Origin of the sequence: Methylococcus capsulatus str. Texas = ATCC 19069, assembly GCF_000424685.1 — a bacterium.
Lineage (GTDB): Bacteria > Pseudomonadota > Gammaproteobacteria > Methylococcales > Methylococcaceae > Methylococcus > Methylococcus capsulatus.
In genome coordinates this window covers 218,269-243,444 of the sequence record NZ_AUKJ01000017.1, presented here as the reverse complement: position 1 = coordinate 243,444, position 25,176 = coordinate 218,269, and the positions used below count along the sequence as shown (strand labels likewise).

The 25,176-nt window shown below is 62.5% G+C and carries 27 protein-coding genes; 17 read left to right on the top strand and 10 right to left on the bottom strand.

Annotated features, from left to right (window positions below; genetic code table 11):
* Positions 1 to 19 precede the first annotated feature (19 nt).
* From H156_RS0105705 to galE, 3 genes are read left to right on the top strand one after another with little or no spacing between them, the layout of a single operon-like run.
* Positions 20 to 1,030 (top strand): NAD-dependent epimerase, encoded by a 1,011-nt coding sequence (locus H156_RS0105705; RefSeq protein ID WP_017366130.1) that lies wholly within the window; start codon positions 20 to 22, stop codon positions 1,028 to 1,030.
* A gap of 4 nt (positions 1,031 to 1,034) precedes the next feature.
* A complete protein-coding gene (gene mobB, locus H156_RS0105700; RefSeq protein WP_017366131.1) occupies positions 1,035 to 1,586 on the top strand; it encodes a molybdopterin-guanine dinucleotide biosynthesis protein B in 552 nt (183 codons plus the stop codon).
* Positions 1,583 to 2,608, top strand: a complete 1,026-nt coding sequence (gene galE / locus H156_RS0105695; protein ID WP_017366132.1) for a UDP-glucose 4-epimerase GalE — start codon at positions 1,583 to 1,585, stop codon at positions 2,606 to 2,608. The genes mobB and galE overlap by 4 nt, the downstream gene beginning before the upstream one ends.
* On the opposite strand, the gene H156_RS0105690 is transcribed toward galE, so the two are convergent.
* Genes H156_RS0105690 through H156_RS0105670 form a run of 5 tightly spaced genes read right to left on the bottom strand, consistent with a single transcriptional unit; the run spans position 2,584 to position 5,422 of the window.
* Positions 2,584 to 3,168: a CPBP family intramembrane glutamic endopeptidase gene (locus H156_RS0105690; protein ID WP_017366133.1), complete on the bottom strand. Its 585-nt coding sequence runs from the start codon at positions 3,166 to 3,168 to the stop codon at positions 2,584 to 2,586. The two genes, galE and H156_RS0105690, sit on opposite strands and share 25 nt — an antisense overlap.
* Positions 3,165 to 3,734 carry an SRPBCC family protein gene (locus H156_RS0105685; protein ID WP_017366134.1) on the bottom strand — a complete coding sequence of 190 codons (570 nt, stop codon included), beginning with the start codon at positions 3,732 to 3,734 and terminating at the stop codon, positions 3,165 to 3,167. Before H156_RS0105685 ends, H156_RS0105690 begins: the two co-directional genes overlap by 4 nt.
* Positions 3,731 to 4,231, bottom strand: a complete 501-nt coding sequence (locus H156_RS0105680) for a CYTH domain-containing protein (protein ID WP_010961679.1) — start codon at positions 4,229 to 4,231, stop codon at positions 3,731 to 3,733. Before H156_RS0105680 ends, H156_RS0105685 begins: the two co-directional genes overlap by 4 nt.
* Positions 4,232 to 4,234: 3 nt before the next feature.
* Positions 4,235 to 4,423 (bottom strand): hypothetical protein, encoded by a 189-nt coding sequence (locus tag H156_RS15850; protein WP_017366135.1) that lies wholly within the window; start codon positions 4,421 to 4,423, stop codon positions 4,235 to 4,237.
* 57 nt (positions 4,424 to 4,480) lie between these two features.
* Positions 4,481 to 5,422, bottom strand: a complete 942-nt coding sequence (locus tag H156_RS0105670; protein WP_017366136.1) for a LysR family transcriptional regulator — start codon at positions 5,420 to 5,422, stop codon at positions 4,481 to 4,483.
* Between the two features lie 105 nt (positions 5,423 to 5,527).
* Here H156_RS0105670 and H156_RS0105665 point away from each other — a divergent pair, with 105 nt between their 5' ends.
* From H156_RS0105665 to H156_RS0105650, 4 genes are all read left to right on the top strand, one after another.
* Entirely contained in the window at positions 5,528 to 5,998 is a 471-nt protein-coding gene (locus H156_RS0105665; protein ID WP_228370199.1) for a YybH family protein, read from the top strand.
* Between the two features lie 214 nt (positions 5,999 to 6,212).
* Complete coding sequence (gene sodB, locus H156_RS0105660) at positions 6,213 to 6,797, top strand: superoxide dismutase [Fe] (protein WP_017366137.1); 585 nt, start codon at positions 6,213 to 6,215, stop codon at positions 6,795 to 6,797.
* Between the two features lie 110 nt (positions 6,798 to 6,907).
* On the top strand, positions 6,908 to 7,603 hold the full coding sequence (locus H156_RS0105655; protein WP_017366138.1) for an SDR family oxidoreductase: 696 nt from the start codon (positions 6,908 to 6,910) through the stop codon (positions 7,601 to 7,603).
* 27 nt (positions 7,604 to 7,630) lie between these two features.
* Entirely contained in the window at positions 7,631 to 8,053 is a 423-nt protein-coding gene (locus H156_RS0105650) for an exosortase system-associated protein, TIGR04073 family (RefSeq protein ID WP_010961685.1), read from the top strand.
* 428 nt (positions 8,054 to 8,481) lie between these two features.
* Here the strand turns inward: H156_RS0105650 and H156_RS0105645 are convergent, their stop codons facing one another.
* Positions 8,482 to 8,940 (bottom strand): gamma-glutamylcyclotransferase family protein, encoded by a 459-nt coding sequence (locus H156_RS0105645; RefSeq protein WP_017366140.1) that lies wholly within the window; start codon positions 8,938 to 8,940, stop codon positions 8,482 to 8,484.
* 160 nt (positions 8,941 to 9,100) lie between these two features.
* On the opposite strand from H156_RS0105645, the gene H156_RS0105640 reads away from it, so the two are divergent.
* The 6 genes from H156_RS0105640 to H156_RS0105615 all read left to right on the top strand — a co-directional run bounded on the left by H156_RS0105640 (position 9,101) and on the right by H156_RS0105615 (position 16,260).
* Entirely contained in the window at positions 9,101 to 9,385 is a 285-nt protein-coding gene (locus H156_RS0105640) for an integrase core domain-containing protein (RefSeq protein ID WP_161625737.1), read from the top strand.
* Positions 9,386 to 10,129: 744 nt separating this feature from the next.
* Positions 10,130 to 12,280: an AMP-binding protein gene (locus H156_RS0105635; RefSeq protein WP_017366142.1), complete on the top strand. Its 2,151-nt coding sequence runs from the start codon at positions 10,130 to 10,132 to the stop codon at positions 12,278 to 12,280.
* The gene (gene lplT, locus H156_RS0105630; protein WP_017366143.1) at positions 12,277 to 13,488 is read left to right on the top strand and encodes a lysophospholipid transporter LplT; all 1,212 of its coding nucleotides are present in this window, start codon (positions 12,277 to 12,279) and stop codon (positions 13,486 to 13,488) included. The genes H156_RS0105635 and lplT overlap by 4 nt, the downstream gene beginning before the upstream one ends.
* 31 nt (positions 13,489 to 13,519) lie before the next feature.
* On the top strand, positions 13,520 to 13,873 hold the full coding sequence (locus H156_RS0105625) for a DUF2782 domain-containing protein (RefSeq protein WP_017366144.1): 354 nt from the start codon (positions 13,520 to 13,522) through the stop codon (positions 13,871 to 13,873).
* A 49-nt stretch (positions 13,874 to 13,922) separates the two neighbouring features.
* The gene (gene gshA, locus H156_RS0105620; protein WP_017366145.1) at positions 13,923 to 15,509 is read left to right on the top strand and encodes a glutamate--cysteine ligase; all 1,587 of its coding nucleotides are present in this window, start codon (positions 13,923 to 13,925) and stop codon (positions 15,507 to 15,509) included.
* A gap of 28 nt (positions 15,510 to 15,537) precedes the next feature.
* Positions 15,538 to 16,260, top strand: a complete 723-nt coding sequence (locus H156_RS0105615) for a phosphoadenylyl-sulfate reductase (protein WP_017366146.1) — start codon at positions 15,538 to 15,540, stop codon at positions 16,258 to 16,260.
* 10 nt (positions 16,261 to 16,270) lie between these two features.
* Here the strand turns inward: H156_RS0105615 and cysB are convergent, their stop codons facing one another.
* The 3 genes from cysB to H156_RS0105600 form a co-directional block, all read right to left on the bottom strand.
* A complete protein-coding gene (gene cysB / locus H156_RS0105610; protein WP_017366147.1) occupies positions 16,271 to 17,245 on the bottom strand; it encodes an HTH-type transcriptional regulator CysB in 975 nt (324 codons plus the stop codon).
* Between the two features lie 87 nt (positions 17,246 to 17,332).
* Positions 17,333 to 17,656 (bottom strand): ferredoxin FdxA, encoded by a 324-nt coding sequence (gene fdxA / locus H156_RS0105605; protein WP_010961694.1) that lies wholly within the window; start codon positions 17,654 to 17,656, stop codon positions 17,333 to 17,335.
* 128 nt (positions 17,657 to 17,784) lie between these two features.
* Complete coding sequence (locus H156_RS0105600; protein WP_017366148.1) at positions 17,785 to 18,588, bottom strand: inositol monophosphatase family protein; 804 nt, start codon at positions 18,586 to 18,588, stop codon at positions 17,785 to 17,787.
* Positions 18,589 to 18,811: 223 nt separating this feature from the next.
* Here H156_RS0105600 and H156_RS0105595 point away from each other — a divergent pair, with 223 nt between their 5' ends.
* From H156_RS0105595 to H156_RS0105580, 4 genes are all read left to right on the top strand, one after another.
* Positions 18,812 to 20,509, top strand: a complete 1,698-nt coding sequence (locus H156_RS0105595; RefSeq protein ID WP_017366149.1) for a SulP family inorganic anion transporter — start codon at positions 18,812 to 18,814, stop codon at positions 20,507 to 20,509.
* A gap of 93 nt (positions 20,510 to 20,602) precedes the next feature.
* Positions 20,603 to 22,084 (top strand): sensor histidine kinase, encoded by a 1,482-nt coding sequence (locus tag H156_RS0105590; RefSeq protein WP_017366150.1) that lies wholly within the window; start codon positions 20,603 to 20,605, stop codon positions 22,082 to 22,084.
* Positions 22,074 to 23,468 carry a sigma-54-dependent transcriptional regulator gene (locus H156_RS0105585; RefSeq protein WP_017366151.1) on the top strand — a complete coding sequence of 465 codons (1,395 nt, stop codon included), beginning with the start codon at positions 22,074 to 22,076 and terminating at the stop codon, positions 23,466 to 23,468. Before H156_RS0105590 ends, H156_RS0105585 begins: the two co-directional genes overlap by 11 nt.
* Positions 23,469 to 23,667: 199 nt before the next feature.
* Complete coding sequence (locus tag H156_RS0105580) at positions 23,668 to 23,904, top strand: hypothetical protein (protein WP_017366152.1); 237 nt, start codon at positions 23,668 to 23,670, stop codon at positions 23,902 to 23,904.
* Here H156_RS0105580 and ribA read toward each other — a convergent pair.
* Positions 23,872 to 25,086, bottom strand: coding sequence for a GTP cyclohydrolase II (gene ribA / locus H156_RS17725; protein WP_017366153.1), 1,215 nt, complete (start codon positions 25,084 to 25,086; stop codon positions 23,872 to 23,874). The genes H156_RS0105580 and ribA overlap by 33 nt on opposite strands.
* Between the last annotated feature and the right edge of the window lie 90 nt (positions 25,087 to 25,176).

Below are 25,176 nucleotides of genomic sequence, written 5' to 3'. Positions count from 1 at the left end.
GCCGCTCCCGGCGGACTATATGAGAATACTGATCACCGGCACCGCCGGCTTCATCGGATCGCACCTGGCCCACAAACTGCTGGACCGGGGTGATGAAATCATCGGCATAGACAACGTCAACGATTACTACGACGTCAGCCTCAAAGAAGCACGCCTCGCCCGGCTCCATGCCCGCCCCGGCTTCAGCGAGGCACGTATCGCCCTGGAGGAACGCGACAAGCTGTTCGCGACGTTCGCCCGCCACCGTCCCGAACGTGTGGTGAACCTGGCCGCCCAGGCCGGCGTGCGCTATTCACTGGAAAACCCGCATGCCTACGTCGAGGCCAATCTGGTCGGCTTCTGCAACATCCTGGAAGCCTGCCGCCACTATGAGGTGGAGCACCTGGTCTATGCTTCCTCCAGTTCGGTCTACGGCGCCAACACCGCCATGCCGTTTTCGGTGCATCACAACGTCGACCATCCGGTCAGCCTTTATGCCGCGACCAAGAAGGCCAATGAATTGATGGCCCATACCTACAGCCATCTGTTCGGGCTTCCCACCACGGGCCTTCGCTTCTTCACGGTCTACGGCCCGTGGGGGCGGCCGGACATGGCCCTGTTCAAGTTCACCCGCAACATCCTGGCGGGACGGCCGATCGACGTCTACAACTACGGGCACCACCGGCGGGATTTCACCTACATCGACGACATCGTGGAAGGGGTAGTACAGACCCTGGACAAAGTGGCTGCGCCCGATCCGGCATGGCGTGGCGACCGGCCCGACCCCGGCACCAGCCGGGCCCCCTACCGGCTGTACAACATCGGCAACAACGAGCCGGTCGAGCTTTTGCGCTTCATCGAGGTGCTCGAGCACTGTCTGGGATGCAAAGCCGAGATGAACCTGCTGCCCATGCAGGACGGCGACGTGCCCGACACCTATGCCGACGTGGACGATCTGATGCGCGATACCGGTTACCGGCCGGCAACCCCGATCGAAACCGGCATCGCGCGCTTCGTCGAGTGGTACCGGGATTATTACGGCGTCCGCTGAACCGATGGCTACCCCGGTTCTGGGCTTTGCCGCCTTTAGCGGCACCGGAAAAACGACTTTGCTGAAACGTCTCATCCCGCTCTTGAAACGAGCGGGCCTGAGGGTCGGCGCCATCAAGCACAGCCACCACAGCTTCGACGTAGACCACCCCGGCAAGGACAGTTTCGAACTGCGCGCCGCTGGCGCCAGCCCGGTGATGATCACCTCATCGAAACGCCGGGCCGTCATCACGGAACGCGAGACTCCACGGGAACCCAGCCTTGCCGAGGAGCTCACACTTCTGGAAGATTCCGGCCTCGACCTCATCCTGGTGGAGGGGTTCAAGCACGAACGCTACCCCAAGATCGAGCTGCACCGTCCGGCCCTGGGCAAACCCCTGCTGTTTCCGGAAGACGACTCCATCATCGCCCTGGCGACGGACGATCCGCAGCCCTCCGATTCCCTTGCCATTCCGCGGCTCGATCTCAACGATCCGCGCCAGATCGCCGATTTCATCCTGGACTGGCTGCACGCATGCAGCGGTTCGAATCAACCCCTGAGACCCTATATCCCATGAAACGCAAAGGCATACTCGTCACCGGCGGCGCCGGCTATATCGGCAGCCATGTCGTCAAAACCCTGGGCGAAGCGGGCGAACGCCTGGTCGTGCTGGACAACCTGTCGACCGGCTTCCGCGATGCCGTCCTGTATGGCGACTTCATCGAAGGCGACACCGGCGACGACGTCCTGCTGGACAAGATCATGCGGGACTACGAGGTCGAGGCCGTCATGCATTTCGCCGCCCACACCATTGTGCCGGAATCGGTCGAAGACCCGCTGAAGTATTACGGCAACAACACCTGCAAGACCCGCACCCTGCTGGAATCCTGCCGGAAGGCCGGGGTCAGCCATTTCATCTTCTCCTCGACCGCGGCCGTTTACGGCATCCCAGAAGGCGAATTTGCGCTGGAAACCTCGCCACTCGCGCCGATCAACCCTTACGGCAGCTCCAAGCTAATGAGCGAGATCATGCTGCGCGACCTGTCCGCCGCCAGCCCCTTGCGCCATGTGGTGCTGCGCTATTTCAACGTCGCCGGCTCGGACCCCGAAGGCCGCATCGGCCAGAGCACGGTCAAGGCCACCCTTCTGATCAAGGTCGCGGCCGAGGTCGCCACCGGCAAGCGCGATCGCCTGTGCATATTCGGCACCGACTATCCGACACCGGACGGCACCGGCATCCGCGACTACATCCACGTGTCGGACCTGGCCGATGCCCATGTCGCCGCCCTCGCCTATTTGCGCGCTGGCGGCGAATCCAGGACGCTCAACTGCGGCTATGGCCACGGCTACAGCGTGAGGGAGATCATCGATACCATGAATCGCGTCAACGGCACCCCCATCGCGGTCGAAGAGCGACCGCGCCGGCCCGGAGACCCTCCCCGCCTGGTTGCCGGCGTGGAGCGCATCCGCGAAATCCTGGAATGGACGCCCCGTTACGACGACATCGAACTGATCGTGCGGACCTCCCTCGAATGGGAGCGCAAGCTCGCCGCCCGGAAGGCGCCTGAGGTCCGTCAACGGGAAAGTCCGGCCCGGTAACTGGCTGCCACGGCCAGGAATGCGACGATGTCGTAAAGCGAGTGGATCAGAATGGGAACGAGCAGATTGCGCTCGCCACCGACGTCCAGCGCGAAGCCGAGGTAAATGCCGGTCAGGCCCGCCAGCAGGGCGTATAAAGGGGAAATCCAATGCACCAAGGCGAACACCAGGTTGCTGAAAACCAGGCCGCCCAGCCAACCCCAGTCGGCCTCGAACCAGGGCTGAAGGAATCCCCGGAACAGGATTTCTTCGGTGAAACCGGCGAGGAAGCCGAGGAACAGCAAGTCCGCCATGCCACAGCCCGCGAGCAAAGGCCCCAGACGATCCACCAGCACCCGTTTGATTTCCCTCAGGCTGGCGACGTGGGTGTTGTAGGACCACTGGAACACCAGATACAGCGGCAAGGTTCCGGCCAGCCCGTAGACCAGTCCGTCCAGGTCGAAACGCAGCGCAGCGACCGGATCGATCCCCGCCAGACCGCCGAAGCCGAACGCCAGCAGCAGCAGGCCACCCTCGAACACGGCCGCGAACCTGAGAAAACCGCCGCGAGGCGTGCTCACGCCTCCACCCCGCCGGAATCCGGGTCTTCCACCCGAAGGCTCAGGTGTTCCGGAGTCGCCGGACTGTCCAGATGCCGCGCCAGGGCGAGCAGGAATACGTCCATGACACCGTGATAGGACAACACATAACGCACGAAGAACCGGAAGGCCGGATGGAAAATGCTGTCCCGTTCGGTGATCGTCAGAACCGTCCCTGCATCGCCGTCCGCCTGCAGGTCGTACACCCACACCCCCCGCAACGGCAGATGTTCGCCCGCCAGACAGGTGACCAGGCGCCGGGGCGGCACGGCTTCCAACACCCGGAACCGCACCTTCGCTCCCATCGCGCACACCTCGTCCCAACTGGGGAAGCCGTCGACGTCCGGAGCACGATCCACGGCGGCGAGGCCTGGCCTCCAGCGCGGAAAACCCTCGAAATCGGTGATGATTTCCCAGACCCGCTCCGGGGTCGCCGGCAGCCTGATCCGGCTCGCCGCCCGGTGGGTCTTCGGCAGACGCATGCCCACCACCACGAGGACACCCAGCGCCAGCAGCACGAACCCTGCGAGGAACAGAAGCGTGGTCATTCTCGTGAAGCCGGGTACCGCTCCTCTTGAGACCAGCGGTTGAAGGGCCGCATGGACAGGCAGGTGTTGTAGTAGCGCGCGTCATGGGTGACCTCCTCGCCCGCCCATTCCGGCAGCTCGAAAGGTTCCTCGGGATGATCGAGTTCGAGTTCGGCCACCACGAGTCCTGCGTTCTCTCCTTCGAACACGTCGACCTCCCACACCCTGTCAGCCACTGGGACGAAATAGCGCACCTTCTCGATCAGCGGCTTGCAGCTGAGCTCCGCGAGCATGGATTCGCCGTCGGCGACCGGTATCTCGTATTCGTATTCGTGACGCCGGGCTCCGATCGTGGCGCTCTTGATATTGAGCCAGGCCCGCTCACCGCTGATCCGGATCCGTACCGAACAGCGCTGTTCGTCATTCAGATAGCCCTGGCAGATGCGCATGGAATCGCTCACCGCCTTACGCCAGCCGTCGCCACGCACCAGGAACTTCCTTTCGATTTCAAACCCCATGGTTCACTGCCGTCCGTGCCTACCACGCCACCAACGGCGCAGCTGCTTCTCGTTGAAGAACAGCAGCGCCAGCCCCGCATATCCGCCCCCTGCAAGCCAATTTCCGTGGTAGACGGAGCCTACCGCCGCCATGAGGGAAAACAGGACGATGATGTCTTTCAGTGCCGCCACCAGACGATCATGCTCGTCCATCACCCCTCCTCGCCCACCGCCGGGCAGAAAACTCTCACTCTTGGCCATCCTCGGGATTCATTGGCCGCCCATTTCCCCGCTTTCGGGATGCATCCACTCTTCCCAATAGGGCGTGGGATGAAACCGCTCATGGAGGAAGTCCACGAAGGTACGCACCTTGGCCGACAAATGCTTGCGGTGCGGGTAAACGGCATGGATGTCCGCCGCCGCCGGCACGTAATCGGTCAGTACCGCCTGAAGCCGCCCTTTGCGGATGTCCTGGCCGACCATGTAGGTCGGCAGCAGAACCAGGCCCAGGCCGCTGATCGCCGCCATGCGCAGGGCATCCGCCGAGTTCGCCTCCAAGGTTCCGGAGACCTTGATGACCGTCGATTTGCCGTCCTGCGACACGAACTGCCACTGGTCGCGCGGCGGCAGGCTGGAATTGCTCAGGCAGTTGTGCTTCTTGAGGTCTTCCGGCGTCTTGGGCACGCCGCGTTTCTCGAAATAGCTTGGCGCGCCGCAGACGATGCGCTGGGACGTGCCCAGTTTGCGGGCGATCAGACTGGAGTCGCGCAGCTCGTCCAGGTGAATGGCGAGATCGAACCCTTCTTCCACCAGATCGACATAACCCGCCTGCAGCACCAGCTCGACGTTGACGTCGGGATAGATTTCGAGGTAGGCCGCAATCGCCGGCGCCAGATGGTAGGCGCCGAAAAAGGGTGCAGCATTGAGCTTGAGCGTCCCGCGGGGTTCCGTCTGCAGACGCGTCACGGCCAGCTCGGTCTCTTCCAGGTCGTCCAGGATCTGCAGGCAACGTTCCAGATAGACCATACCGACCTCGGTCAGACTCAAGTGACGCGTGGTCCGGTTCAAGAGCCGCACCCCCAAGCTGTTTTCGAGCTGCATCACGTGCTTGGTCGCCATGGCCCGCGACAGCCCCAGTTCCTTGGCCGCAGCCGCGAAGCTTCCCGCTTTCGCGACCTTGGTGAATACGACCATGCTTGTGAGTTTGTCCATGTCCTGTCCCGACTAAAGTTCTATTTATTGAAACAATTCGTAAATTTTATTGGATATTGTAAACCATGACATGGTTTCCTATAGTCAGTCCAAACCCTACTGACCATGGAGAACCCCGTGCGTACTCAAATCTTCTCGCTGACGGCCCTCTTGGGCCTGTTGACCACCCCCGGATGGGCACAGGAAGACATCCGGACCATCGCCGCCAACAACGCCGCCGAGTGGAACCAGGCGTTCGCGGATGGCAAGGTCGATGAAATCGTTTCCCTGTACACGAGCGATGCCATTTTGGTGCAGCCGAACGGAAAAGTCTCCCGCGATCTGGGCGAAATCCGCAACTTCTGGCGAACCTTGATCGACCAGGGCGCCTTTAAGATCGATATCGTAGATGTTAAAGGCGAAAAAGACGACACCATCGTCACGACCACCACCCTCTCCGACCTGAAGACATTGCAGGATTCACGCCAGACGCTCCGCTATCACTATGACGGCGTGTTGTACAGCGTGCTCAAACGCCAGAGCGACGGCACCTGGAAAGCCCAGGTTCAGCAGTGGTCGGAACGATCCCGCGGCTGACACCGGAAAAGCCGACTCCTTCTTGCGCAAAACGAGCTTCCCCTGAAGCTCGTTTTTTGCTTTCCCCAGGCCAGACGCTCCCGGCCCCGAATTTCAACCCTTGATGGCGGCTGCCAAGGTTCGCTTTCCTTAGTAAAATACCCGGGATTTTTCCGCCCGAAGGCTCCCCGCCATTCAGGTGATGATTTTCCACACCCCTACAAGGAGACTCGCCATGACCCATGAACTGCCTGCTCTACCCTATGCCAAAACCGCCCTGGAGCCGCATATTTCGGCGGAAACGCTGGAATACCACTACGGCAAGCACCATCAGACCTATGTCACCAATCTGAACAACCTGATCCCGGGCACCGAGTATGAAAACCTGTCCCTGGAAGAGATCATCCGCAAAGCACCCGCGGGTGGCGTCTTCAACAATGCGGCCCAGGTCTGGAACCACACGTTCTATTGGAACAGCCTTTCGCCGAACGGCGGCGGCGAACCCACCGGCGCGCTGGCCGAGGCCATCGTCAAGAGCTTTGGCTCGTTCGAGAAGTTCAAGGAAGCGTTCACCCAGTGCGCGGTGACCACCTTCGGCTCCGGTTGGGCCTGGCTGGTGAAGAATGCCGACGGCAGCCTGGCACTGGTCAGCACCAGCAACGCCGGCTGCCCGCTCACCTCGGACCAGGCGCCTCTGCTGACCTGCGACGTGTGGGAGCACGCCTACTACATCGATTACCGGAACGCCCGTCCGAAATACCTGGAAGCCTTCTGGAACCTGGTGAACTGGGAGTTCGCCGCAGCCAATTTCGCCGGTTGAAGCCCCGCAGGAGCATAAGAGGGCCCTCGTCCAGGAGGACGAGGGCTTTTTTGTGCCCGCCGGTGTAATAGAATCCGCATCCACAACATCCACCACCTGAGAGACCTACCGTGCTTTCCGTTCTGGTGACCGGTGCCAACCGCGGGCTCGGCCTCGAATTCACCCGCCAGTACCTCGACGCCGGTTGGCGAGTGATCGCCACCTGCCGTGCCCCCCATGAGGCTCCCGAGCTGCGCGAACTGGCCAAGCGCTACGAGCATCTGGCGATCCATGCCATCGACGTGCGGAATTTCGTTGCGATCGATCAGCTGGCCTCGGCCCTTGCCGACCAACCGCTCGACGTCCTCATCAACAACGCCGGCGTCTACGGCGACAAACCCGGCAACGGTTTTGGAAGCATCGATTACGGGCTATGGCAGGACGTCCTCAAGACCAACACCCTGGCGCCCGTGAAACTTTCGGAGAGCTTCCTGGCGCACCTAAGACGCGGGAGCCGCAAGCTGATCGTGGGCATCACCAGCCTGATGGGCAGCATGGGCGACAACACCAGCGGCAACGCGATCTGTTACCGCTCCAGCAAGGCGGCGCTGAACGCCGCATTCAAGAGCCTGTCTCTGGACCTCAAACCGCTCGGTATAGGCGTACTGATCCTCAACCCCGGCTGGGTATTGACCGACATGGGCGGACCAGGGGCGACGACGACCGTCGAGCAAAGCATCACCGGCATGCGGCGGATCATCGACCAATACACCCCCGCCCTGTCCGGACGCTTCATGAACTTCGACGGCAGGGAACTGCCGTGGTAACCGGTCTTCAACCTCGAGGAAGCCATCATGCCAAATAAACCGCTTCCCGCCTTGCTCGCGCTGCTTTGCCTCGGTGCCGCCGTCCCGTCGGCGCAGGCCGACGACTATGGCACCACCACGACGCTCAAACTGGGCAGCGGCCTGTCGAACCTGACCCTGGGCTGGCTGGAAATCCCCAAGAACATGATCAACACCAGTAACCAGATCAACGTCCTGTTCGGCATCTCCGGGGGCCTGCTCAAGGGGTTGCTGCACACGGCCGGCCGTACGCTTACCGGCGCCGTGGACTTCCTCACATTCCCGGTGCCAACCCAGCCGATCGCCCACCCTGAATTCGTCTGGCAGAAATTTTCCGATGAAACCAGCTATGGCCCGGCATTCACCTCTGGAACCTTCAAGAACCCGAAGCCGGCTCCAGCCCCGGCTACCTCGCCCTATTCGAAGATGTGAGCGGCATCGACCATGAAACCACACGAAGCGGTTCTTCGCCGAAATGTGGACTACAGTGACCCAAACGAACGTTCGGCCTGTCAGCGAGACACGGTGCGACGCTCGGCGCTCTCCCGCGGGCCTGGCGTCCCCAGGGCTGGACGGACTGTCGCATCCAACCGCCAAGGGTTGTGGACAATGCACTTGCGGCGGACGACGCATCACCCCGCCCACCGCGCGCCTCTTTGCCCACAACGCCACAGCCTGCCATCTATTCTCATCCTTTTGAAAAGCAAGACATGCAAGGCCCGGGGTGTGAGGATCGGCCATGGCGAACCGTTGCGATCATTCGACGCCTCCTCGTAGCGCCCCCGCCGGGCGCAGATCGAGGTGCAAATCAGCCTCCTTGCCGATACGGCATCATCCAGGATGGCGGAGCGCCATGATCGTCAGCGGAACTGCCGGCGGCAGCGCCGGACATAGGCAGAGGCATGGGTCCTGATGAAATCGTCCAGGCTCCAGCCGCGATAAACCAGCAGATGCTCGCTGCAGGGGGGGATCAGATAAACCTGGGCCGGCTGACAACCCAGCTCGACCGTTGAAACCATGACCCCGGTCCTTGTGTAGAAACCGTCTTCGAAACGGTCCAGACGGGCCAGAGCCTGCGGATCGAGGCCGAGAAACAGGGTGCCGGCGGTGACTGCCCCGGTTTCGCGCCGCAAACCCGGATAGATGCGGTGGCGCAGGCGGTAGCGGGCATGGTCAAACAGCCATGCCGGTACGGCAGCGAAAGTCCGCCCCGTCACGGCGGCCATCACCTCCGGCAATTGCAGAGTGCCATAAGCGAACAACGAAATTTGAAGCTGCGTGCGACGAATGAACACGTAATTGTGAGATAAACCGTCCATGCGCGATTTTGCGCGCGGGAAACATGATAACCTCATGAGCCTGCACGTGCCGCACAGATCACGCCCAGCTCCGAACGATGGGTTCGCCGCTCGAACTGCTGGATCGCTTGTATCCACCGCCTGAGCAAGGGATGTCGATGTGTGTCGTCGGAAGCCCTTCGTGCACGTCACGCCTCTCTGGGATACCGTTCACCCAGATGACCATCCTTCCATCGATCGTCCGGTTGGAGTGGCGGAACGCTTCAACCGGACGCTGAAGGAACAAGCCATTCATGGCAGCCTCTTCCGCGACCTCGAAGAGGTGCGGCAGGCCGTCTCCGAGTTCAGGGATCGCTACGATCGCCATCGGCACCTGGAGAAACCGGGCTTCCTGTCATCCCGGGAAGCCCGACAGTCTCATGCCATACGGAAGGCCGCTTCCAATCAGCTGCGGACGGTACACTGATATATTGATCCCTATTTCGGGAAGGAATACGATGACCGGGGCGCTCTCGAAGTCTTGACGATGTCATTCGGGTCGGTGTTGACGTCGCGTAACCCGGTTTACGGGAATCCTCGAGCGTGATCGAGAGCTGTTCAATTTGGTGTAGGGGTCCTATTTCGTTATGTTCCATGGCTTTCACCTGGAACCGTCGAATCCACGAACTTTCAAGCCCCTCGACTTTTCTCGGGATGAAAAGACTGGCGAGGTCGGTGGGCCTGACGCGGCGACCGTTCATGCGCCGACGGACGATGCAATTGGACGGGGTACCATCAGCTGCCACCCGATTCCAGGCTGCATCGACGCCACCGATCCGCTCCGGAACCCGCGCTCCACGGCATCGGCGCTCATCTGGAACGGTCCCACGACGAGCGCTTCGCCGCGGGAGAAGCCTCGGACGGCTCGAAGCGGGCGCCGCTGTCAGAGCCCTACCGCCGGAACCTCCCGCCGTGACGCGCCGATCCCCTGGAGCGACATCCCCGCCCGGCCCTTCCTCGGTCTGTCCGATGCCGACCGGCAGGAAGATCGCCGCGATTGGCGAGGAGCACATTCAGGCCGCGATCGGCTGATTTGCGTCGTGGCGTCATGAGAAACGTTTTTTCGTTTTGACGTTCCGGGACTTCCCGTTTATCCCACTCTCCCCCAGAAATTCCCGGCGTTTTCCGAACCCGAGCAAACCCAATCCCTGCCGGCAAAATCCAGCCCCTCATGATCAAGCCGATAATCCGACTGTTACTCAAAACCCTTTACCGGGTCCAGGTCAAGGGCATCGAACATTTTCACAGCGCAGGACCGCGGGTGCTCATCGTCTCGAACCACACCTCGTTCCTCGACCCCATTCTGCTCTGGGCCTTTCTGCCGGACGAAATCACCTTCGCGATCAATACCCGCATCGCCGAGTCCTGGTGGGTCAAACCGGCTCTGCGCTGGGTCCGGACGTTCCCGATGGACCCCACCAATCCCATGTCGGTCAAGACCCTGACCCATCACCTGCGCCGCGACCGGAGAGCGGTGGTGTTCCCCGAGGGCCGCATCACCGTTACCGGCTCACTGATGAAGATCTATGACGGCTCGGGCCTGGTGGCGGACAAGGCCGGCGCGGCGATACTGCCGGTACGTATCGACGGTGCCCAGTACACGCCGTTCTCCCGCCTCAAAGGTGTGGTCCGGCTGCGCTGGCTACCCCCGATCAGCATCAACATCCTGCCGCCGCGGACGATCAGCCCCCCACCGGACGCTCAGGCCGAGGAGCGCCGACGCCACGCCGGCCTGGCCCTCTCGGACATCATGAGCGAGATGATGTTTGCCACCGGCAATCACCGCGGCACCCTGTTCTCGGTCCTCCTCGATGCCCGCAAGGTGCACGGCGGCAAAACCCTCGTGCTCGAAGACGTCGAGCGCAAGCCCGTGAGCTACGACCGCCTGATCGCCCGCGCACTGTTCGCCAGTGAAAAACTCGAATGCCTGACCGAAACGGGCGAAACGGTAGGTATCCTGCTGCCCACCGCCATCGCCACAGTGGTTACGCTTCTGGGACTGCAGCATGCCGGCCGCATCCCCGCCATGCTCAACTTCAGCACCGGAGTCTCGGTCCTACGGGGGGCCTGCGAGACGGCCGCCATCCGGACGGTCCTGACCTCGCGGCGTTTCATCGATGCCGCCAAATTGGGGGACACCCTCGCCCAGCTCGAAAGCGGAGTCAGGGTGATCTACCTGGAGGAGGTCTTCGGCGACATTCCGGCACTGGACAAGCTGCGGGCGTTCGTGAAAGGACGCCTGGCCGATTACGGCCGGCGCGACCGGGCATCGGCGGATTCTCCGGCGGTGATCCTCTTCACCTCGGGCTCGGAAGGGCCGCCCAAGGGCGTTGCGCTCTCCCACGCCAACCTGCTCTCCAACCGTGAACAGTTCGCCGCCCGCGTGGATTTTGGTCCGCAGGACGTGATCCTCAACGCCCTGCCCCTTTTCCACTCTTTCGGCCTCACCACCGGTACCCTACTGCCCCTGCTGTCGGGCACGCGGGTGTTCCTCTATCCTTCCCCGCTGCACTATCGGATCATTCCCGAGGTGGCTTACGACATCAACGCCACCATCCTGTTCGGGACCAATACCTTCCTATATGGCTATGGCAAGCATGCGCACCCCTATGACTTCTACAGCATCCGCTATGTGTTCGCCGGGGCCGAAAAGGTACAGCCCGAAACCCGCAGACTCTGGGCCGACAAATTCGGCATCCGCATCATGGAAGGCTACGGAGTCACTGAAACCAGCCCGGTTCTGGCGGCCAACACGGCGATGCATTACCGGGAAGGCACGGTCGGCCGCCTCATGCCAGGCATCGAATATGCGCTGGAACCGGTGGAAGGTATCGTCGACGGTGGACGGTTGCATGTGAAAGGCCCCAATGTCATGCTCGGCTATCTCCATGCACATGCGCCAGGCCGGATCGAACCGCCGGCCTCGTGCTTCGGCCCCGGCTGGTACGACACCGGCGACATCGTCAGCGTGGACGAGCATGGTTATGTCACCATCAAGGGGCGGGCCAAACGCTTCGCCAAAATCGGCGGCGAAATGATATCGCTGGCAGTCATCGAGGAACTGGCGTCCAGGGTGTGGCCGGACGCCCGGCATGCCGCCGTCAGCCTCCCCGACCCCCGCAAAGGCGAGCAGATCGTACTGGCCACCGACCAGCCGCTGGCCGACCGAACCCTGCTTTTCGAGCGGGCACGGGCCGAAGGGCTGGGCGAACTGTACCTGCCCAAACGGATCCAGATGCTGCCCGCCCTGCCGCTGCTTGGCTCCGGCAAGATCGACTACCCGGCGCTCACTGCCCTGCTGGCAGCGGAGACCGGGGCATGATCAATGGACTCGCACCGCTGGTCATCGCCCAGTTTCTCTCCGCCTTCGCCGACAACGCGATCCTGTTCACCGTCATCGCCATCGTGCTGCAGAGCGGTACCCATGGAGACTGGTACGTCCCGGCCCTGCAGAGCGTGTTTCTGATCGCCTACGTGACGCTTGCCCCCTGGGTCGGCGTCTGGGCCGACCGGCTGCCCAAACCCCGGGTCCTGATCGTCGCCAATCTGATCAAAACGGCAGGGGGATGCCTGCTGCTGGCCGGGATCGAGCCACTGATCGCCTACTCGCTGGTCGGCGCCGGTGCAGCCCTGTACAGCCCCGCCAAATACGGCATCCTACCCGAAATCGCCGACGCGGATCATCTGGTCAAGGCCAACGGCTGGGTGGAGGGAGCCACCATCGCCGCCATCCTCCTCGGAACCGTCGGTGGCGCCAAGATAGCCGACCAGTCGATCCCGGCAGCCCTGGCAGTCATTTGCGGCTGCTTCCTGCTCTCGGTCCTGGCAGGGCTGCTGCTGCCCAGGCTGCCGGCGCGTCACACGGCCGAAGCGTCCGCCGTCCGCCAACTCATCCTCCAGAGCCGGTCCTTGCTGAAATCCCGGCGCGCACGGATGGTACTGTTGGGACTCGCCATGTTCTGGGCCGCCGCCGCGACGTTGCGGGTAGTCCTGGTCGCCTGGGCGCCCGCAGTACTGCACACCCGGACCGCCACGGACATCGCCGAGCTGACACTGTTCACCGCCATCGGCATCATCATCGGTGCCGCCCTCGCCCCGCGCTGGATTCCATTGGCGGAACTCCACCGCAGCCGCTATGCGGGCTATGCTTTGGCGCTCATGCTCGGCCTGCTCGCAGCCTCGTCCGAACCCTGGCCGGCCCGTGGTGCCCTGCTCGGCATCGGCGTCGCCGGCGGCTTCTTCGTAGTGCCGCTCAACGCCGCCATCCAGGACATCGGCCACCGCGGCGTCGGCGCCGGCATCGCCGTGGCCATCCAGAATTTTTTCCTGAATGGCGCCATGCTCGTCGCCGTCGGCCTTTATACCGCGGCGGCCGCACGAGGCGCCGATCCCGTCCTGGTGCTGCTGACCATGGGTGTCATGGTGCTTTGCAGTGTCGTCCGGATAGCGGTCCGGCTCCCTTCCCAGGCAGCGGACGACGGAAACCCCGGCGGCAAAGCAGCGACGGGACCGAATCTATACTATGATTAACATTCTGAAGACATCAGACCTTCAAACATCCATGCCCTTCCCGACCCGCCGACTGCCTTTACTGCTCCTGCTGCTTGCGCCGCTCGCGTGGGGTATCGATTCGCCCGAGGGGGGGGATCTCCAGCCGGTACCCGATCCGCCCGACATCCCGAGTCCGGTTCAAAGCGGAGAGGAGCTGGAACCGGACGTGACCATCATGCGCAAGGGCGAAGACCTCTACGAGGAATACCGGATCAATGGCAGACTCTACATGATCAAGGTCAAGCCCAAGATCGGTCCGCCCTATGTCATGATGGACAAGGACGGCGATGGCAACATGGATGTCCGGACGACCGACATGGCCCGCAGCATGGACATCCCGCAATGGGTCCTGTTCAGTTGGTGAACCGCCGCTGACGATCACTGCAACACGCCTTTTTTTAGGATTTCCGCGCGTGAGAAAACTCATCGACTCGCGGCTCGAGCAGCTTGCCCGCGCCGGGCAGGTGCATTTGCTGCGAAAAGGATTGAAAGGGCTGGAGAAGGAAAGCCTGCGGATCACTACCGCCGGCGAAATCGCACGCACGCCCCACCCGAAGGCACTGGGCTCGGCTCTGACCCATCCCGCCATCACCACCGACTATTCCGAGGCACTGATCGAACTGATCACCCCGCCTTTCGAGGACAGCGCCGACACTCTGGCGGCAATGGAGGATCTCCATCGCTTCGTTCACGCCAATATCGGCGACGAACTGCTGCTGGCGACCTCGATGCCCTGCCGGATCGAAGGCGACGAGAGCATCCCGATCGCATGCTACGGCAACTCCAACATCGGCCGGATGAAACACGTCTACCGGCGCGGCTTGGGCTACCGCTACGGCCGGGCCATGCAGGCCATCGCCGGCGTCCACTTCAATTACTCGGTGAGTGAAGAACTCTGGCCGGTTCTACAGGCCATGGCCGCCGACCGCCGTTCCCTGGCCGAATTCGTCGCCGACCGCTATTTCGGCATGGTGCGCAACATCCAGCGCTTCGGCTGGCTGATCCTGTACCTGTTCGGTTCATCACCCGCCTTGTCCAAGTCCTTCCTCGCGGGGCGGGAGACGCCGCTCGCGTCGAGTTTCACTGAATTCGATCCCACGACCTGGCACCGTCCCTACGCCACTTCGCTGCGTATGAGCGACATCGGGTACCGCAATGACAACCAGGCAAGCCTCGACATTTCCTTCAACCGGCTCGAAGACTACGTCCGCGATCTCAGCCACGCCATATCGACGCCCTATGCGCCCTACCAAGCCATCGGTGTCGAGGTGGACGGCGAATACCGACAGCTCAACGCCAACATTCTGCAAATAGAAAATGAGTATTACAGTACAGTACGACCGAAGCAGATCACCCGCTCCGGCGAAATGCCCACCCTGGCACTGAAGAAACGTGGCGTCCGTTATCTCGAACTGCGCTCCGTGGACCTGAACTGCTACCATCCGGCCGGCATCAGTCTCGAGCAGTTGCGGTTCCTGGAAATCTTCATGCTGCTGTCCCTACTCGCCGCCAGCCCCCCGATGAGCACCGAGGAGAAGAAGACCTCGGCCAACAACATGCTGGCCACCGCTTGTTGCGGGCGCACCCCGGGCATGACGCTGATCCGGGACAATACCGCGGTGGATCTTCGAGCCTGGGCCAAGGAACTGTGCGAATCCATGGCACCGATCGCAGCGGCGCTGGATGGCGATTCGACCGGGGGGGTGTTTTCCGCCGCCCTGGAGCATCAGTACGTGGCGATCGCCAATCCCGAACAGTGTCTGCCTTCGGCCCGCATGCTGCGGGAGATGCGGGGCAATCACGAATCCTTCGCCGAATTCGCGCAGCGCCTGTCGCTGCAACACGCCGAAAGCTTGCGCAGCCCTCCTTCGCTGCCCGCCGAAAAGGCCGAGGCCATGCGACGCATGGCCGAAACGTCGCTGGCCGAACAGGAATCCGTCGAGGCGGGCGACTCGCTGGCCTTTGCCGACTATCTGAAGCACTATTTCGCCCAAACCTGACAAGCTCACAAGCGCCTCCGCGACCCTCATGACGCAGACCGAGATCGACACGCTCCAGGCCGAACTGGCCGGCCGCTCCCCCCGCACCATTCTGGAAACGGCATTGAGCCGCTTCCAGCGGATCGCGGTATCGTTCAGCGGAGCGGAAGACGTCGTTTTGGTGGAAATGGCCGCGCGGTTGCGACCGGGCATCGAGGTCTTCACCCTGGACACGGGACGCCTGCATCCGGAGACCTACCGCTTCATCGAAGAAGTGCGCGAGCGCTTTGCCATCCGCCTCGACGTGCTGTCACCGGACGCCGCGGAACTGGAAGCAATGGTGCGGGAAAAAGGACTGTTCAGCTTCTACCGCGACGGTCATCAGGAATGCTGCGGAATCCGCAAGGTCCGGCCCTTGCGCCGCAAGCTGGCGACGCTCGATGCATGGATCACCGGTCAGCGCCGGGACCAGAACCCGACCCGGCAGGCGGTCCCTGAAGTGGAAGCCGATCCAGCTTTTGCGACTGGACATCACCCCCTCGTGAAATTCAATCCGCTGGCCGCCTGGACTTCCGCCCAGGTATGGGATTACATCACGGCCTGCGAAATCCCGTTCAACGCCCTGCATCTCAAAGGGTATGTGAGCATCGGCTGCGAACCCTGCACCCGCCCGATCCGCCCGGGCCAACACGAACGCGAGGGCCGCTGGTGGTGGGAGGATGCACTCAAGAAGGAATGCGGCCTGCACATCGGCGACGCTTCCAGGGTTTGACGCCCCCCGACTACCGCACGGGCAGCGTCAGCCCGGCAAACAAAGACTCCAGTTCCTTGGGTTCGCGCGTGCTCAGCGCCCGGTCCACCACCTCGCGGGTCAGATGCGGCGCGAACAGCTCGATAAAGTCGTAGAGGAAGCCGCGGACGAAAATGTCCCTCCGCAGGCCGATGTTGGTCACGCTGCTTTCGAACAGATGCGAAGCATCGAGCGCCACCAGATCCGCATCGGTCTCGGGGTTGTAGGCCATTCTGGCGATGATGCCGACGCCCAGTCCCAGCCGTACATAGGTCTTGATGACGTCGGCATCGACGGCGGTCAGGGCCAGCCGCGGCTTGATACCCGCCCTGTTGAACGCTTGATCCAGATGCGACCGACCGGTGAAGCCGAAGACATAAGTGACCAAAGGGTGCTCGCCGAGGTCCTCCAGGGTCAGGCCCGGCTTTTCGGTCAGGGGGTGTCCCTTTGGAACCAGAGCGATCCGGTTCCATCGGTAGCAGGGCAGCATGACCAAGTTGCCGAACAGTTCGATCGCCTCGGTCGCGATGGCGATATCCACCAGACCGCGTGATGCCTCCTCGGCGATCTGCACAGGCGTGCCCTGATGCATGTTGAGCTTGATACCCGGATAACGCTGCATGAATTCACGCACCACCGGCGGCAAGGCATAGCGAGCCTGGGTATGGGTGGTGGCGATGGACAGCGAACCGACCCGGTTGTCACGGAATTCCTGGGCGACGCTGCGGATGTCCTGAACCTTGCTGAGAATCTGTCCAGCCAGTTCCACGACGTATTTGCCGGCTGGCGTGATCTCGGTCAAATGTTTGCCGCTGCGGGCGAAGATGGAGATTCCCAGCTCCTCCTCCAGCAGCTTGATCTGCTTGCTGATACCCGGCTGGGACGTAAACAAGGCGTCCGCCGTCGAGGAAACGTTGAGATCGTGCTGAGAGACCTCCCAGATGTAACGCAGTTGCTGTAGCTTCACCGCCGAACCCCGGAAACCAGGTCCGCCCGCGCCTCACGCCGGTTGAGCGAAGACGCGCGCGGGTGAGGCGAAGCTTGTACGGAAAGGTCAGCGCTCAAGATACTGCAGTTTGTCCGGCTTGCCATTCCACTCGTCGGCATCCGGCAGTGCCTCCTTCACCTCGGAAATGCTGGGCCAGATCTTGGAAAGCTCGGCGTTCAACTGGATGAACTGCTCCTGTCCTTCCGGCAGTTCGTCTTCCGAATAGATCGCATGGGCGGGACATTCGGGCTCGCACAGCGTGCAATCGATACATTCGTCGGGATCGATGACGAGAAAATTGGGGCCCTCGTGAAAACAATCCACCGGGCAGACATCAACGCAATCGGTGTATTTGCATTTGATGCAGTTTTCGGTCACAACAAAGGTCATGTGAGCAATCCTAAAGGTGAGGGTCGTTCGCTTGAGTGAAGCGTTGTCATTCCGGGAGCGGCCACATCCGGTCCCGCATCGTGGGCACGCATTTTACATGCCCGCCCCCTTTTTCCCAAAACCCGGGCTCACTCCTCCCCCGGCATTGCACCGAGCCACGCCACCCACTGGCCGAACAGATCGGGATCCAGAGCGGCCACGGCGGACCGCACCCCCATGTCCGCCGCGACGGACACCTCCCGGGCGAGACGTGTCGCCCGGCCGCCGGCCTCGGCCAGAATCAGCATGCCAGCCGCATAGTCCCACAGTTTCTGGCCACCGTGCAGGTAAAGATGGTAACGGCCCGCCGCCAGCCAACACCATTCGAGGGCCGTGGAACCGAAGTTGCGTTGCGAGCTGAATGGCGGCTCGTCCACCAGCCGGCGTCTCAAGGCACGATCAAGGCGCTTGAAATCGACCACGGCGATGCAGCGCCGCAGGGACAGGCCGACACGCCGCGGCAACAGGCGCTCGCCGTTCACCCAGGCCCCCTCGCCAGCGCTGGCGACGAAGCATTCGCCGCGCACCGGATCGTACACCAGACCGAGCACCGAACCCCCTTCCCGGATCAAGGCCAGTGATATGGAGAAGAACGGAATTCCAGCGGCGAAATTGCTGGTCCCGTCCAGGGGATCCAGACACCACAGGCCGGCGCCGGCACGCGCCACGAGGCTCTCTTGCTCATCCCGGCTCATTTCTTCCCCGAGCACCTCGACGTCGGGTGTCAGTTTGCGAAGCTCTCCGGCCAACCGCTCCTGTACCGCCAGATCGGCCTCCGTCACGATGCTGCCGTCGGGCTTGACCGACCGCTGGGCGTGGGCGAAACGGGGGAGCAGTTCCTCGCGGGCGACATCTCTCAGCAAGGTCTCCAGGGTTGCGATTTCGGGAAACATTTTCCGCTCAGTCCTCTCTAACGTTCAGGCAAGTTTATGCGAAAAATCGGGGGATAAAACGGCCGGTGGTGGATAACCACCCCTCATCGTGGGTGCTGCCAACCACTCGCGCCGGTGTAAACCGCCAAGCGCCCGTCATCAGTCCACCTTCCGCCGACTCAGAACATGGCGTGGTCTTTGCTTCACATGAAACCACAAACTCCGTACCTCAGACGAGACCGCCATGAACACATCGACGATCGCCGATAGCATGCCGCTGGGCGGTATCGCCGGCTTGCAAGCCCACTGGAGAAACGATCTGGTCTCCGGCTTTCTGGTCTTCCTGATCGCTCTGCCGCTGTGCCTCGGCATCGCCATGGCTTCCGGCTTTCCCCCGATGGCCGGGATCATTACCGCGGTGGTGGGCGGTCTGCTGGTATCCCGTATCAACGGTTCCCATGTGACCATCAACGGCCCCGCAGCCGGGCTCATCGTGGTGATCCTCGCCGCGACGCAGACGCTGGGCCAAGGGGATGCGATGCAGGGCTATCGCTGTACCCTGGCTGCCATCGTGGTGGCTTCGGTGCTACAGATCGTGCTGGGCCTGTTCAAAGCGGGACGCCTCAACGCCTATTTCCCCGCCTCGGTGGTCCACGGCATGCTCGCCGCCATCGGCATCATCATCATGGCCAAGCAGATCCACGTCATGGTTGGCGTCAAACCGGAAGCCGCCAGCGACGATCTCCTGGCGACGATCGCCGAGATCCCCCACAGCCTGCTCAATCCCAACCCGGAAATCGCGCTGATCGGCTCTGTGGGTCTTTTGATCCTCATCGCCTGGTCGCTGATACGGAGCCGCCATCTGAAGATGGTGCCGGCGCCGCTGCTGGTCGTGATCGCCGGGATGGCCCTCGGCAAGTATTTCGACCTGGATCATGAACATATTTATATGTTCCATCCCGACAACCCCATTTTGCCGCACCATGAATATACCGTCGGCCCCAAGTTCCTGGTGACCATTCCGGAAGATTTCACTGCAGGCTTCTATTTCCCGGACTTTTCCAAAGTCTGGACGGCGGAGTTCTGGGGAGCCGTGATCAGCATCTGTCTGGTGGGCAGCCTGGAAACACTGCTCAGCGCGGTGGCGGTAGACAAGCTCGATCCCTATAAACGCTATTCCGACCTGAATCGTGATCTCACGGCCGTCGGGGTCGGGAATCTGCTTTGCGGCATGATCGGGGGACTGCCAATGATCGCGGAAATCGTCCGCAGTTCGGCCAACATCACCAATGAAGCCAAGACCGGCTGGGCCAATTTCTTCCACGGCGCTTTCCTGCTGCTGTTCGTCGCGCTGTTTCCGCACGTGATCCACGAGATTCCTCTGGCTTCGCTGGCGGCGCTGCTGGTTTACACCGGCTTCCGGCTGGCATCACCCCGGGAATTCGCCAAAACCATGGACATCGGCTGGGAACAGTTGACACTGTTCGTGGTGACCATCTTCGGGGTGCTTGCCACGGATCTCCTGGTCGGCGTCGGCATCGGCATCTTCGCCAAACTGGTCATCCACATGCTGCGGGGCGTTCACCCCAAGCATCTCCTCAAGATTTCCTACCGCGTCGAAGAGCATCCGGCCGGCACCTTCGTGATCCATGTCGACGGTTCTGCGATCTTCTCCAATTTCATCGCGCTCAAGAGCGAAGTCGCGGATCTGCCCGTGGGGAAAACGGTCATCTTCGACCTGTCGAAGGCCGATTTCATCGACCACACCGTCATGGAGTTCATCGACCATTTCCGGCACGACTATGTGCAGCGACACGGCCGCTGCGAGATAAGGGGCCTCGAGTCCCACGTGCCGTATTCGAATCATCCGCTGGCCGCGAGAAAACGCAAACCGCAGGCCAAGGCCGCCGACAAAGTCAAACTCGGCGGGCAAACCGGCTGAACACGCGGGCTCCCGGAACCGACGCCGGCGGCCGTTGCAGGCGCTGGAGCGATAAAGGGTCTGGGCTATAATCCTCCCCAGCCCTCATTCCCCATGTCCGTCGTGAAACCTCTGGTTTACCGTGCAGCCCAGCTTCGCGGCTGGGCTCTCCTCGGCCTGCTCGTGCTGATCCTCGCCGTGCTGGTCGGCATGATCTGGCGCAACCTCGACCGGTTCGAGACCATCCGCGCCCATGTCAGTTACGCTCACCGCATCATGCAGACCGGCCTGGACCTCCAAAAGGCCCTGACCGATTCCCTGCAGGACAACGAAAGGGCAATCCAGCCTGGACGCTTCGACACCCTTGCCCGCGACCTCAATCAGCTCCGCCAGTCCGATCAGCATTTCGATCCCGACACACCGCGCAAGCTCCAAACCGTCGAAACCTATCTCGCCGATCCCCTGCTCGCCCAGTTGGGCCCGCGGCCCCGCCGAACCCGCTTGTTGCTCGCGCTCCAGGCGATCAGTGAGATGCTGGATGCGGAAACCGCCCGCCGGGAAGAATTGCTGGAAGACATCAGCGCGAATACCCGCAGCGAAGTCACCTTGGCCAGCCTGACGCTGGCCGCCATCCTGCTGGTGACCGTATTGTTCCTGACCCGCCGCATCCTCACCCCCTTGCGGAACTTGCGGGAACTGCTGTCCCGAATCGCATTGGAAGACTTCTCGCCGATCGCCACTCGCAATCTGGACCCGGTGCTTTTGCCGGTTTTCACCAGTTACAACGAAATGGTGAGCCAGCTCGCCGAACTTCAGGACACCAAGCGGCGCTATGCCGAATCCCTCGAAGCGGACGTACGCGCCGCCACCCAGGCCCTCCTTGAACAGCAGTACAGTCTCGCAAGGGCGGAACGCTTCGCCGCGCTGGGTGAACTCGCCGCCGGCATCGCACATGAACTGCGCAACCCTCTGGCAGGCATCCAGATGAGTTGCAGCAACCTCAAGAATGAAATGGGCAACCCGGAACATGTCGAGAGGCTGGAACTCATCATCGACGAACTCAAACGGATGGGCCGGCTGCTCAACGACCTGCTCGCTCAGGGCAAGCATACGCCGGCTCCAGCGCGGGATTTCAACTTGGCCCCGATGCTTCACGATCTGGTGGCTTTGACGCGCTACCAGGTTCCTTCCCATATCGCACTGAATTACGAAGTTCCGGACGGGCTGACCTGCCATCTGCCGGACAGCAGCTTGCGGCAGGCTCTGCTGAATCTGATCCTGAACGCTGCCTCGGCCATCGGGCCGGCACCCGGCGAGATCGGCATCAAAGTGCACACCGAAGGCGAACAACTGATCATCCAGGTCTGCGACAACGGTCCTGGCTTTTCGGAAGAAATCTTGAAACATGGCGTCCGCCCGTTCGGAACCGGCCGCCCCGGCGGCACCGGTCTGGGCCTTGCCATGGTGCAGCGCTTCATCCGCGAGGTGAACGGCCGGATGGATCTGGCCAACCGGCCCGAGGGAGGTGCCCGCTGCACACTCATCATCCCCCGCCACATCGTTTCCGCCGGAGAAAAACCCGCCCATGGCCTATAGCTTGTTGATCATCGAAGACGAGAAACTGCTCGGCTCGGAACTGGTCCGGCACTACGAAAGGGCCGGCTGGGACGTCGATTGGGCCAAGACGCTGGCCGAAGCGCGCAACCTGTTCACCAAGAAAGCGGTCGACCCGCTGCTGGTACTGTCCGACCGTAGCCTGCCGGACGGCAACGCACTGGACCTCATGGAGGAAATGCGCGGCCAGGGCAACACGTCGGAATGGCTGCTGCTGACCGGCTACGGCAGCGTGCCGGATTCGGTGCGCGCCCTCCGTCTGGGGGCCTACGACTTCCTGGAAAAGCCCTGCGAACTCGAACGTCTCGACCTGGTGGTCGCCAGCGCGACGCGCTCCGCCCAGGCGCAGCGCCGTCTGCTCGAACAGGCGCAGGAACGGCACCGCCGCTATTCGCCGGAAGCCTACGTGGGCCGCAGCGAAGCCGCGCAGCGGGTACGCGACATGCTGGAGCGTCTCACCCGGGTGCCGTTCAGCGCCCTGATCATCGGAGGCGAAAGCGGCACCGGCAAGGGACTGGTTGCCCGCATCCTGCATTATTCGGGCAAACGCGCCCAGCAACCGCTGATCGAACTCAACTGTGCCGCCCTCCCCCACGACCTGCTCGAATCCGAGCTTTTCGGTCACGAGGCCGGTGCTTTCACCGGCGCCATCGGCCGTCACCGCGGCCTCATCGAGCAGGCCGACGGCGGCACCCTGTTCTTGGACGAGATCGGGGAAATGCACCTCGACCTGCAGGCCAAGCTGCTCAAAGCCATCGAAGACCGCAAGATCCGCCGGCTGGGCTCGGAAAAGGAAATCAGCATCGACGTCCAGATCCTGGCGGCCAGCAACCGCGATCTGGAAGAGATGGTGCGCAACGGGAGCTTCCGCAGCGATCTTTTTCACCGGCTGAGCGTCTTCCGGCTGCAACTGCCGCCCCTGCGTCAGGTCAAGCAGGATCTGGAAGAACTGGTGCCGCTGCTGATCGCTGAATTCAACGCCAAGGCCGGAAAGCAGGTGAAAGTCGTTTCCGACGAAGCATGGAACCTGCTCCGGAACTACGACTGGCCCGGCAACGTCCGCGAACTGCGCAACGTCATCGAGCGCTGCGTTCTGTTCGCCGACGGCCCCGTGTTCCCGGCGCAATGGCTGCAACTGCCGGGACACGGCAACGCGCCGCACCCTTCGCCGGTGGCGCCGGGAACCGAATGCATCGTGCTGCCCCTGGACGGCAGCATGGCACTGGACGACATGGACTGCTACATCATCCGCACCACGCTCGAACGCTATGGCGGCAACGTTACCGCCGCGGCGCGGGCGCTGGGTGCCACCCGCGAAACCCTGCGCTACCGCATCCGCAAGTACGGCCTCAAGGAAACCGCCTGAACCGCCCGCGGCCTTGTTGGATTCCCGACAACCGGCTGCACGGTTAAGGTGCACGAAACACGGAGAACCCCTCACAAAAGCTCGTCATCTTCGGATTCTCAAGGCTCGGTCCCGACGGCACGGGATATGCTTGATGTCGGACAGGGACCGCCGCGCCAGGGAACGGCCTCGCCTTCACCGACGACCGGAGGACATGCCGATGACCACGCCCACCGCAAGCCGCCTGCACAAGGCCATGACCTTCCTGATACTGTGGGGCAGCGGCTGGAAACGCCGCAAGCTGAGGTCCGCGACTTCGTACCGGATCGAATGGCAGGATCCTGCCTCCGGTACCTGGTACGGCGACCGGACGGCTTTGCGCCTGCTCAAGGTCCAGGCACTGGCACTCTATGATCGGCCGGAATCAGTCCGAGGGGAGTACGGCCGGCGTTTCTGACCGCTCGGAACGCAGGGAGCCGTAGACGACCAGATCACGCCCCAGCGTCTGGCAGCCGGAAGCGGCGATCCGGGAGGCACCGCGTCCAATGCCACCGCTCCCGCTGCCGCCTTGGAACTCGGGTACCACGGTGATGACACAGTAATCCGCCAGCGCCTGGTCGAGGAAACGGCCAGACAAGCCGGCATCACCCTCGACCAGCAGCGTACGCACCCCGAGGCCGAGTATGGTCGCCAGCACCGCGGCAAGGTCGATGTCACCCTGGGCGTCCGCGGATATCGCGACGACATCACCGACGGCAGACGGCGTGCCGGCCATGGCGAAATTTACGGGGGCTTTCCGACCGCCGCGCACGGTGAGCCGCAGTGCCGGACCGGACGCCGTCAGCGTTCCCTCGTGAACGGCCCGCAGAGCGCCGGCCAGCTCGCACGCCTCGGCCCCTGCCGTCGGCGCATCCCCGCCATCCAGACTCTGGACCCGGCTCAGCGTCACGAACGGCCGCCCTGGCGAAACCGGACCTTCGCTCTGGTGTTCGCACAGGGCATCGAGGAACGGAAAACGCGGCCGCTTCCGCTCGAACGACAGCATGTGCGACATTTTCTCGACTTTGGCCCGGAGATAGCGGACGTTCTCCGGATGGCTGGGCGCTTCGATCGGCACCCGGGCAGCGATGGGGATACCGTAGCGACGCAGTTCGTCGATCTTCTTGGGATTGTTGGTCATCAGTCGCACGCTCTTCACACCGAGGTCTTCCAGCATACGGGCCGCGACATGGTAGTCGCGCTCATCGGCCTGATGGCCCAGGCGCAGATTGGCCTCCACTGTATCCAGACCTTCGTCCTGCAGATTGTAGGCCCGTAGTTTCTGCACCAGGCCGATGCCCCTGCCTTCCTGGCGCAGATACAGCAGCACCCCACATTCCGCCTCGCCGATCGCACGGAGCGCCAGTTCGAGCTGCTCACCGCAGTCACAGCGGCGCGAACCGAACACATCGCCGGTCAGACATTCGGAGTGGACTCGGGCCAGCACGCCTTCTCGCCCCCGAACCTCGCCTTTCACTAGGGCCAGATGCTGCTTGCCATCCTGCGCCCCGCCGTAGCAATGGATGACGAAGTCACCGAATCGGTTGGGAAGGCGGGTGCTGACGAGTTCGTGAACGACGGGGAAAGTCCGGGTTTTCATGCAGGCGGTGGGTTACGGGTGCGGCCGAGCGGCACCGGAACCAGGATCCGGCAAGCGCGCTCAGGGTAGAAATCTACGCTTATACACAAG

What these genes read in the sequence shown, in the direction of transcription:
- H156_RS0105705 (WP_017366130.1), top strand. Translation starts at nt 20, where the DNA reads ATGAGAATACTGATCACCGGCACCGCCGGCTTCATCGGATCGCACCTG.
- mobB (WP_017366131.1), top strand. Translation starts at nt 1,035, where the DNA reads ATGGCTACCCCGGTTCTGGGCTTTGCCGCCTTTAGCGGCACCGGAAAA.
- galE (WP_017366132.1), top strand. Translation starts at nt 1,583, where the DNA reads ATGAAACGCAAAGGCATACTCGTCACCGGCGGCGCCGGCTATATCGGC.
- H156_RS0105685 (WP_017366134.1), bottom strand. Translation starts at nt 3,734, where the DNA reads ATGACCACGCTTCTGTTCCTCGCAGGGTTCGTGCTGCTGGCGCTGGGT.
- H156_RS0105680 (WP_010961679.1), bottom strand. Translation starts at nt 4,231, where the DNA reads ATGGGGTTTGAAATCGAAAGGAAGTTCCTGGTGCGTGGCGACGGCTGG.
- H156_RS15850 (WP_017366135.1), bottom strand. Translation starts at nt 4,423, where the DNA reads ATGGACGAGCATGATCGTCTGGTGGCGGCACTGAAAGACATCATCGTC.
- H156_RS0105670 (WP_017366136.1), bottom strand. Translation starts at nt 5,422, where the DNA reads ATGGACAAACTCACAAGCATGGTCGTATTCACCAAGGTCGCGAAAGCG.
- H156_RS0105665 (WP_228370199.1), top strand. Translation starts at nt 5,528, where the DNA reads ATGGAGAACCCCGTGCGTACTCAAATCTTCTCGCTGACGGCCCTCTTG.
- sodB (WP_017366137.1), top strand. Translation starts at nt 6,213, where the DNA reads ATGACCCATGAACTGCCTGCTCTACCCTATGCCAAAACCGCCCTGGAG.
- H156_RS0105650 (WP_010961685.1), top strand. Translation starts at nt 7,631, where the DNA reads ATGCCAAATAAACCGCTTCCCGCCTTGCTCGCGCTGCTTTGCCTCGGT.
- H156_RS0105645 (WP_017366140.1), bottom strand. Translation starts at nt 8,940, where the DNA reads ATGGACGGTTTATCTCACAATTACGTGTTCATTCGTCGCACGCAGCTT.
- H156_RS0105635 (WP_017366142.1), top strand. Translation starts at nt 10,130, where the DNA reads ATGATCAAGCCGATAATCCGACTGTTACTCAAAACCCTTTACCGGGTC.
- lplT (WP_017366143.1), top strand. Translation starts at nt 12,277, where the DNA reads ATGATCAATGGACTCGCACCGCTGGTCATCGCCCAGTTTCTCTCCGCC.
- H156_RS0105625 (WP_017366144.1), top strand. Translation starts at nt 13,520, where the DNA reads ATGCCCTTCCCGACCCGCCGACTGCCTTTACTGCTCCTGCTGCTTGCG.
- H156_RS0105615 (WP_017366146.1), top strand. Translation starts at nt 15,538, where the DNA reads ATGACGCAGACCGAGATCGACACGCTCCAGGCCGAACTGGCCGGCCGC.
- fdxA (WP_010961694.1), bottom strand. Translation starts at nt 17,656, where the DNA reads ATGACCTTTGTTGTGACCGAAAACTGCATCAAATGCAAATACACCGAT.
- H156_RS0105600 (WP_017366148.1), bottom strand. Translation starts at nt 18,588, where the DNA reads ATGTTTCCCGAAATCGCAACCCTGGAGACCTTGCTGAGAGATGTCGCC.
- H156_RS0105595 (WP_017366149.1), top strand. Translation starts at nt 18,812, where the DNA reads ATGAACACATCGACGATCGCCGATAGCATGCCGCTGGGCGGTATCGCC.
- H156_RS0105590 (WP_017366150.1), top strand. Translation starts at nt 20,603, where the DNA reads ATGTCCGTCGTGAAACCTCTGGTTTACCGTGCAGCCCAGCTTCGCGGC.
- H156_RS0105585 (WP_017366151.1), top strand. Translation starts at nt 22,074, where the DNA reads ATGGCCTATAGCTTGTTGATCATCGAAGACGAGAAACTGCTCGGCTCG.
- H156_RS0105580 (WP_017366152.1), top strand. Translation starts at nt 23,668, where the DNA reads ATGACCACGCCCACCGCAAGCCGCCTGCACAAGGCCATGACCTTCCTG.
- ribA (WP_017366153.1), bottom strand. Translation starts at nt 25,086, where the DNA reads ATGAAAACCCGGACTTTCCCCGTCGTTCACGAACTCGTCAGCACCCGC.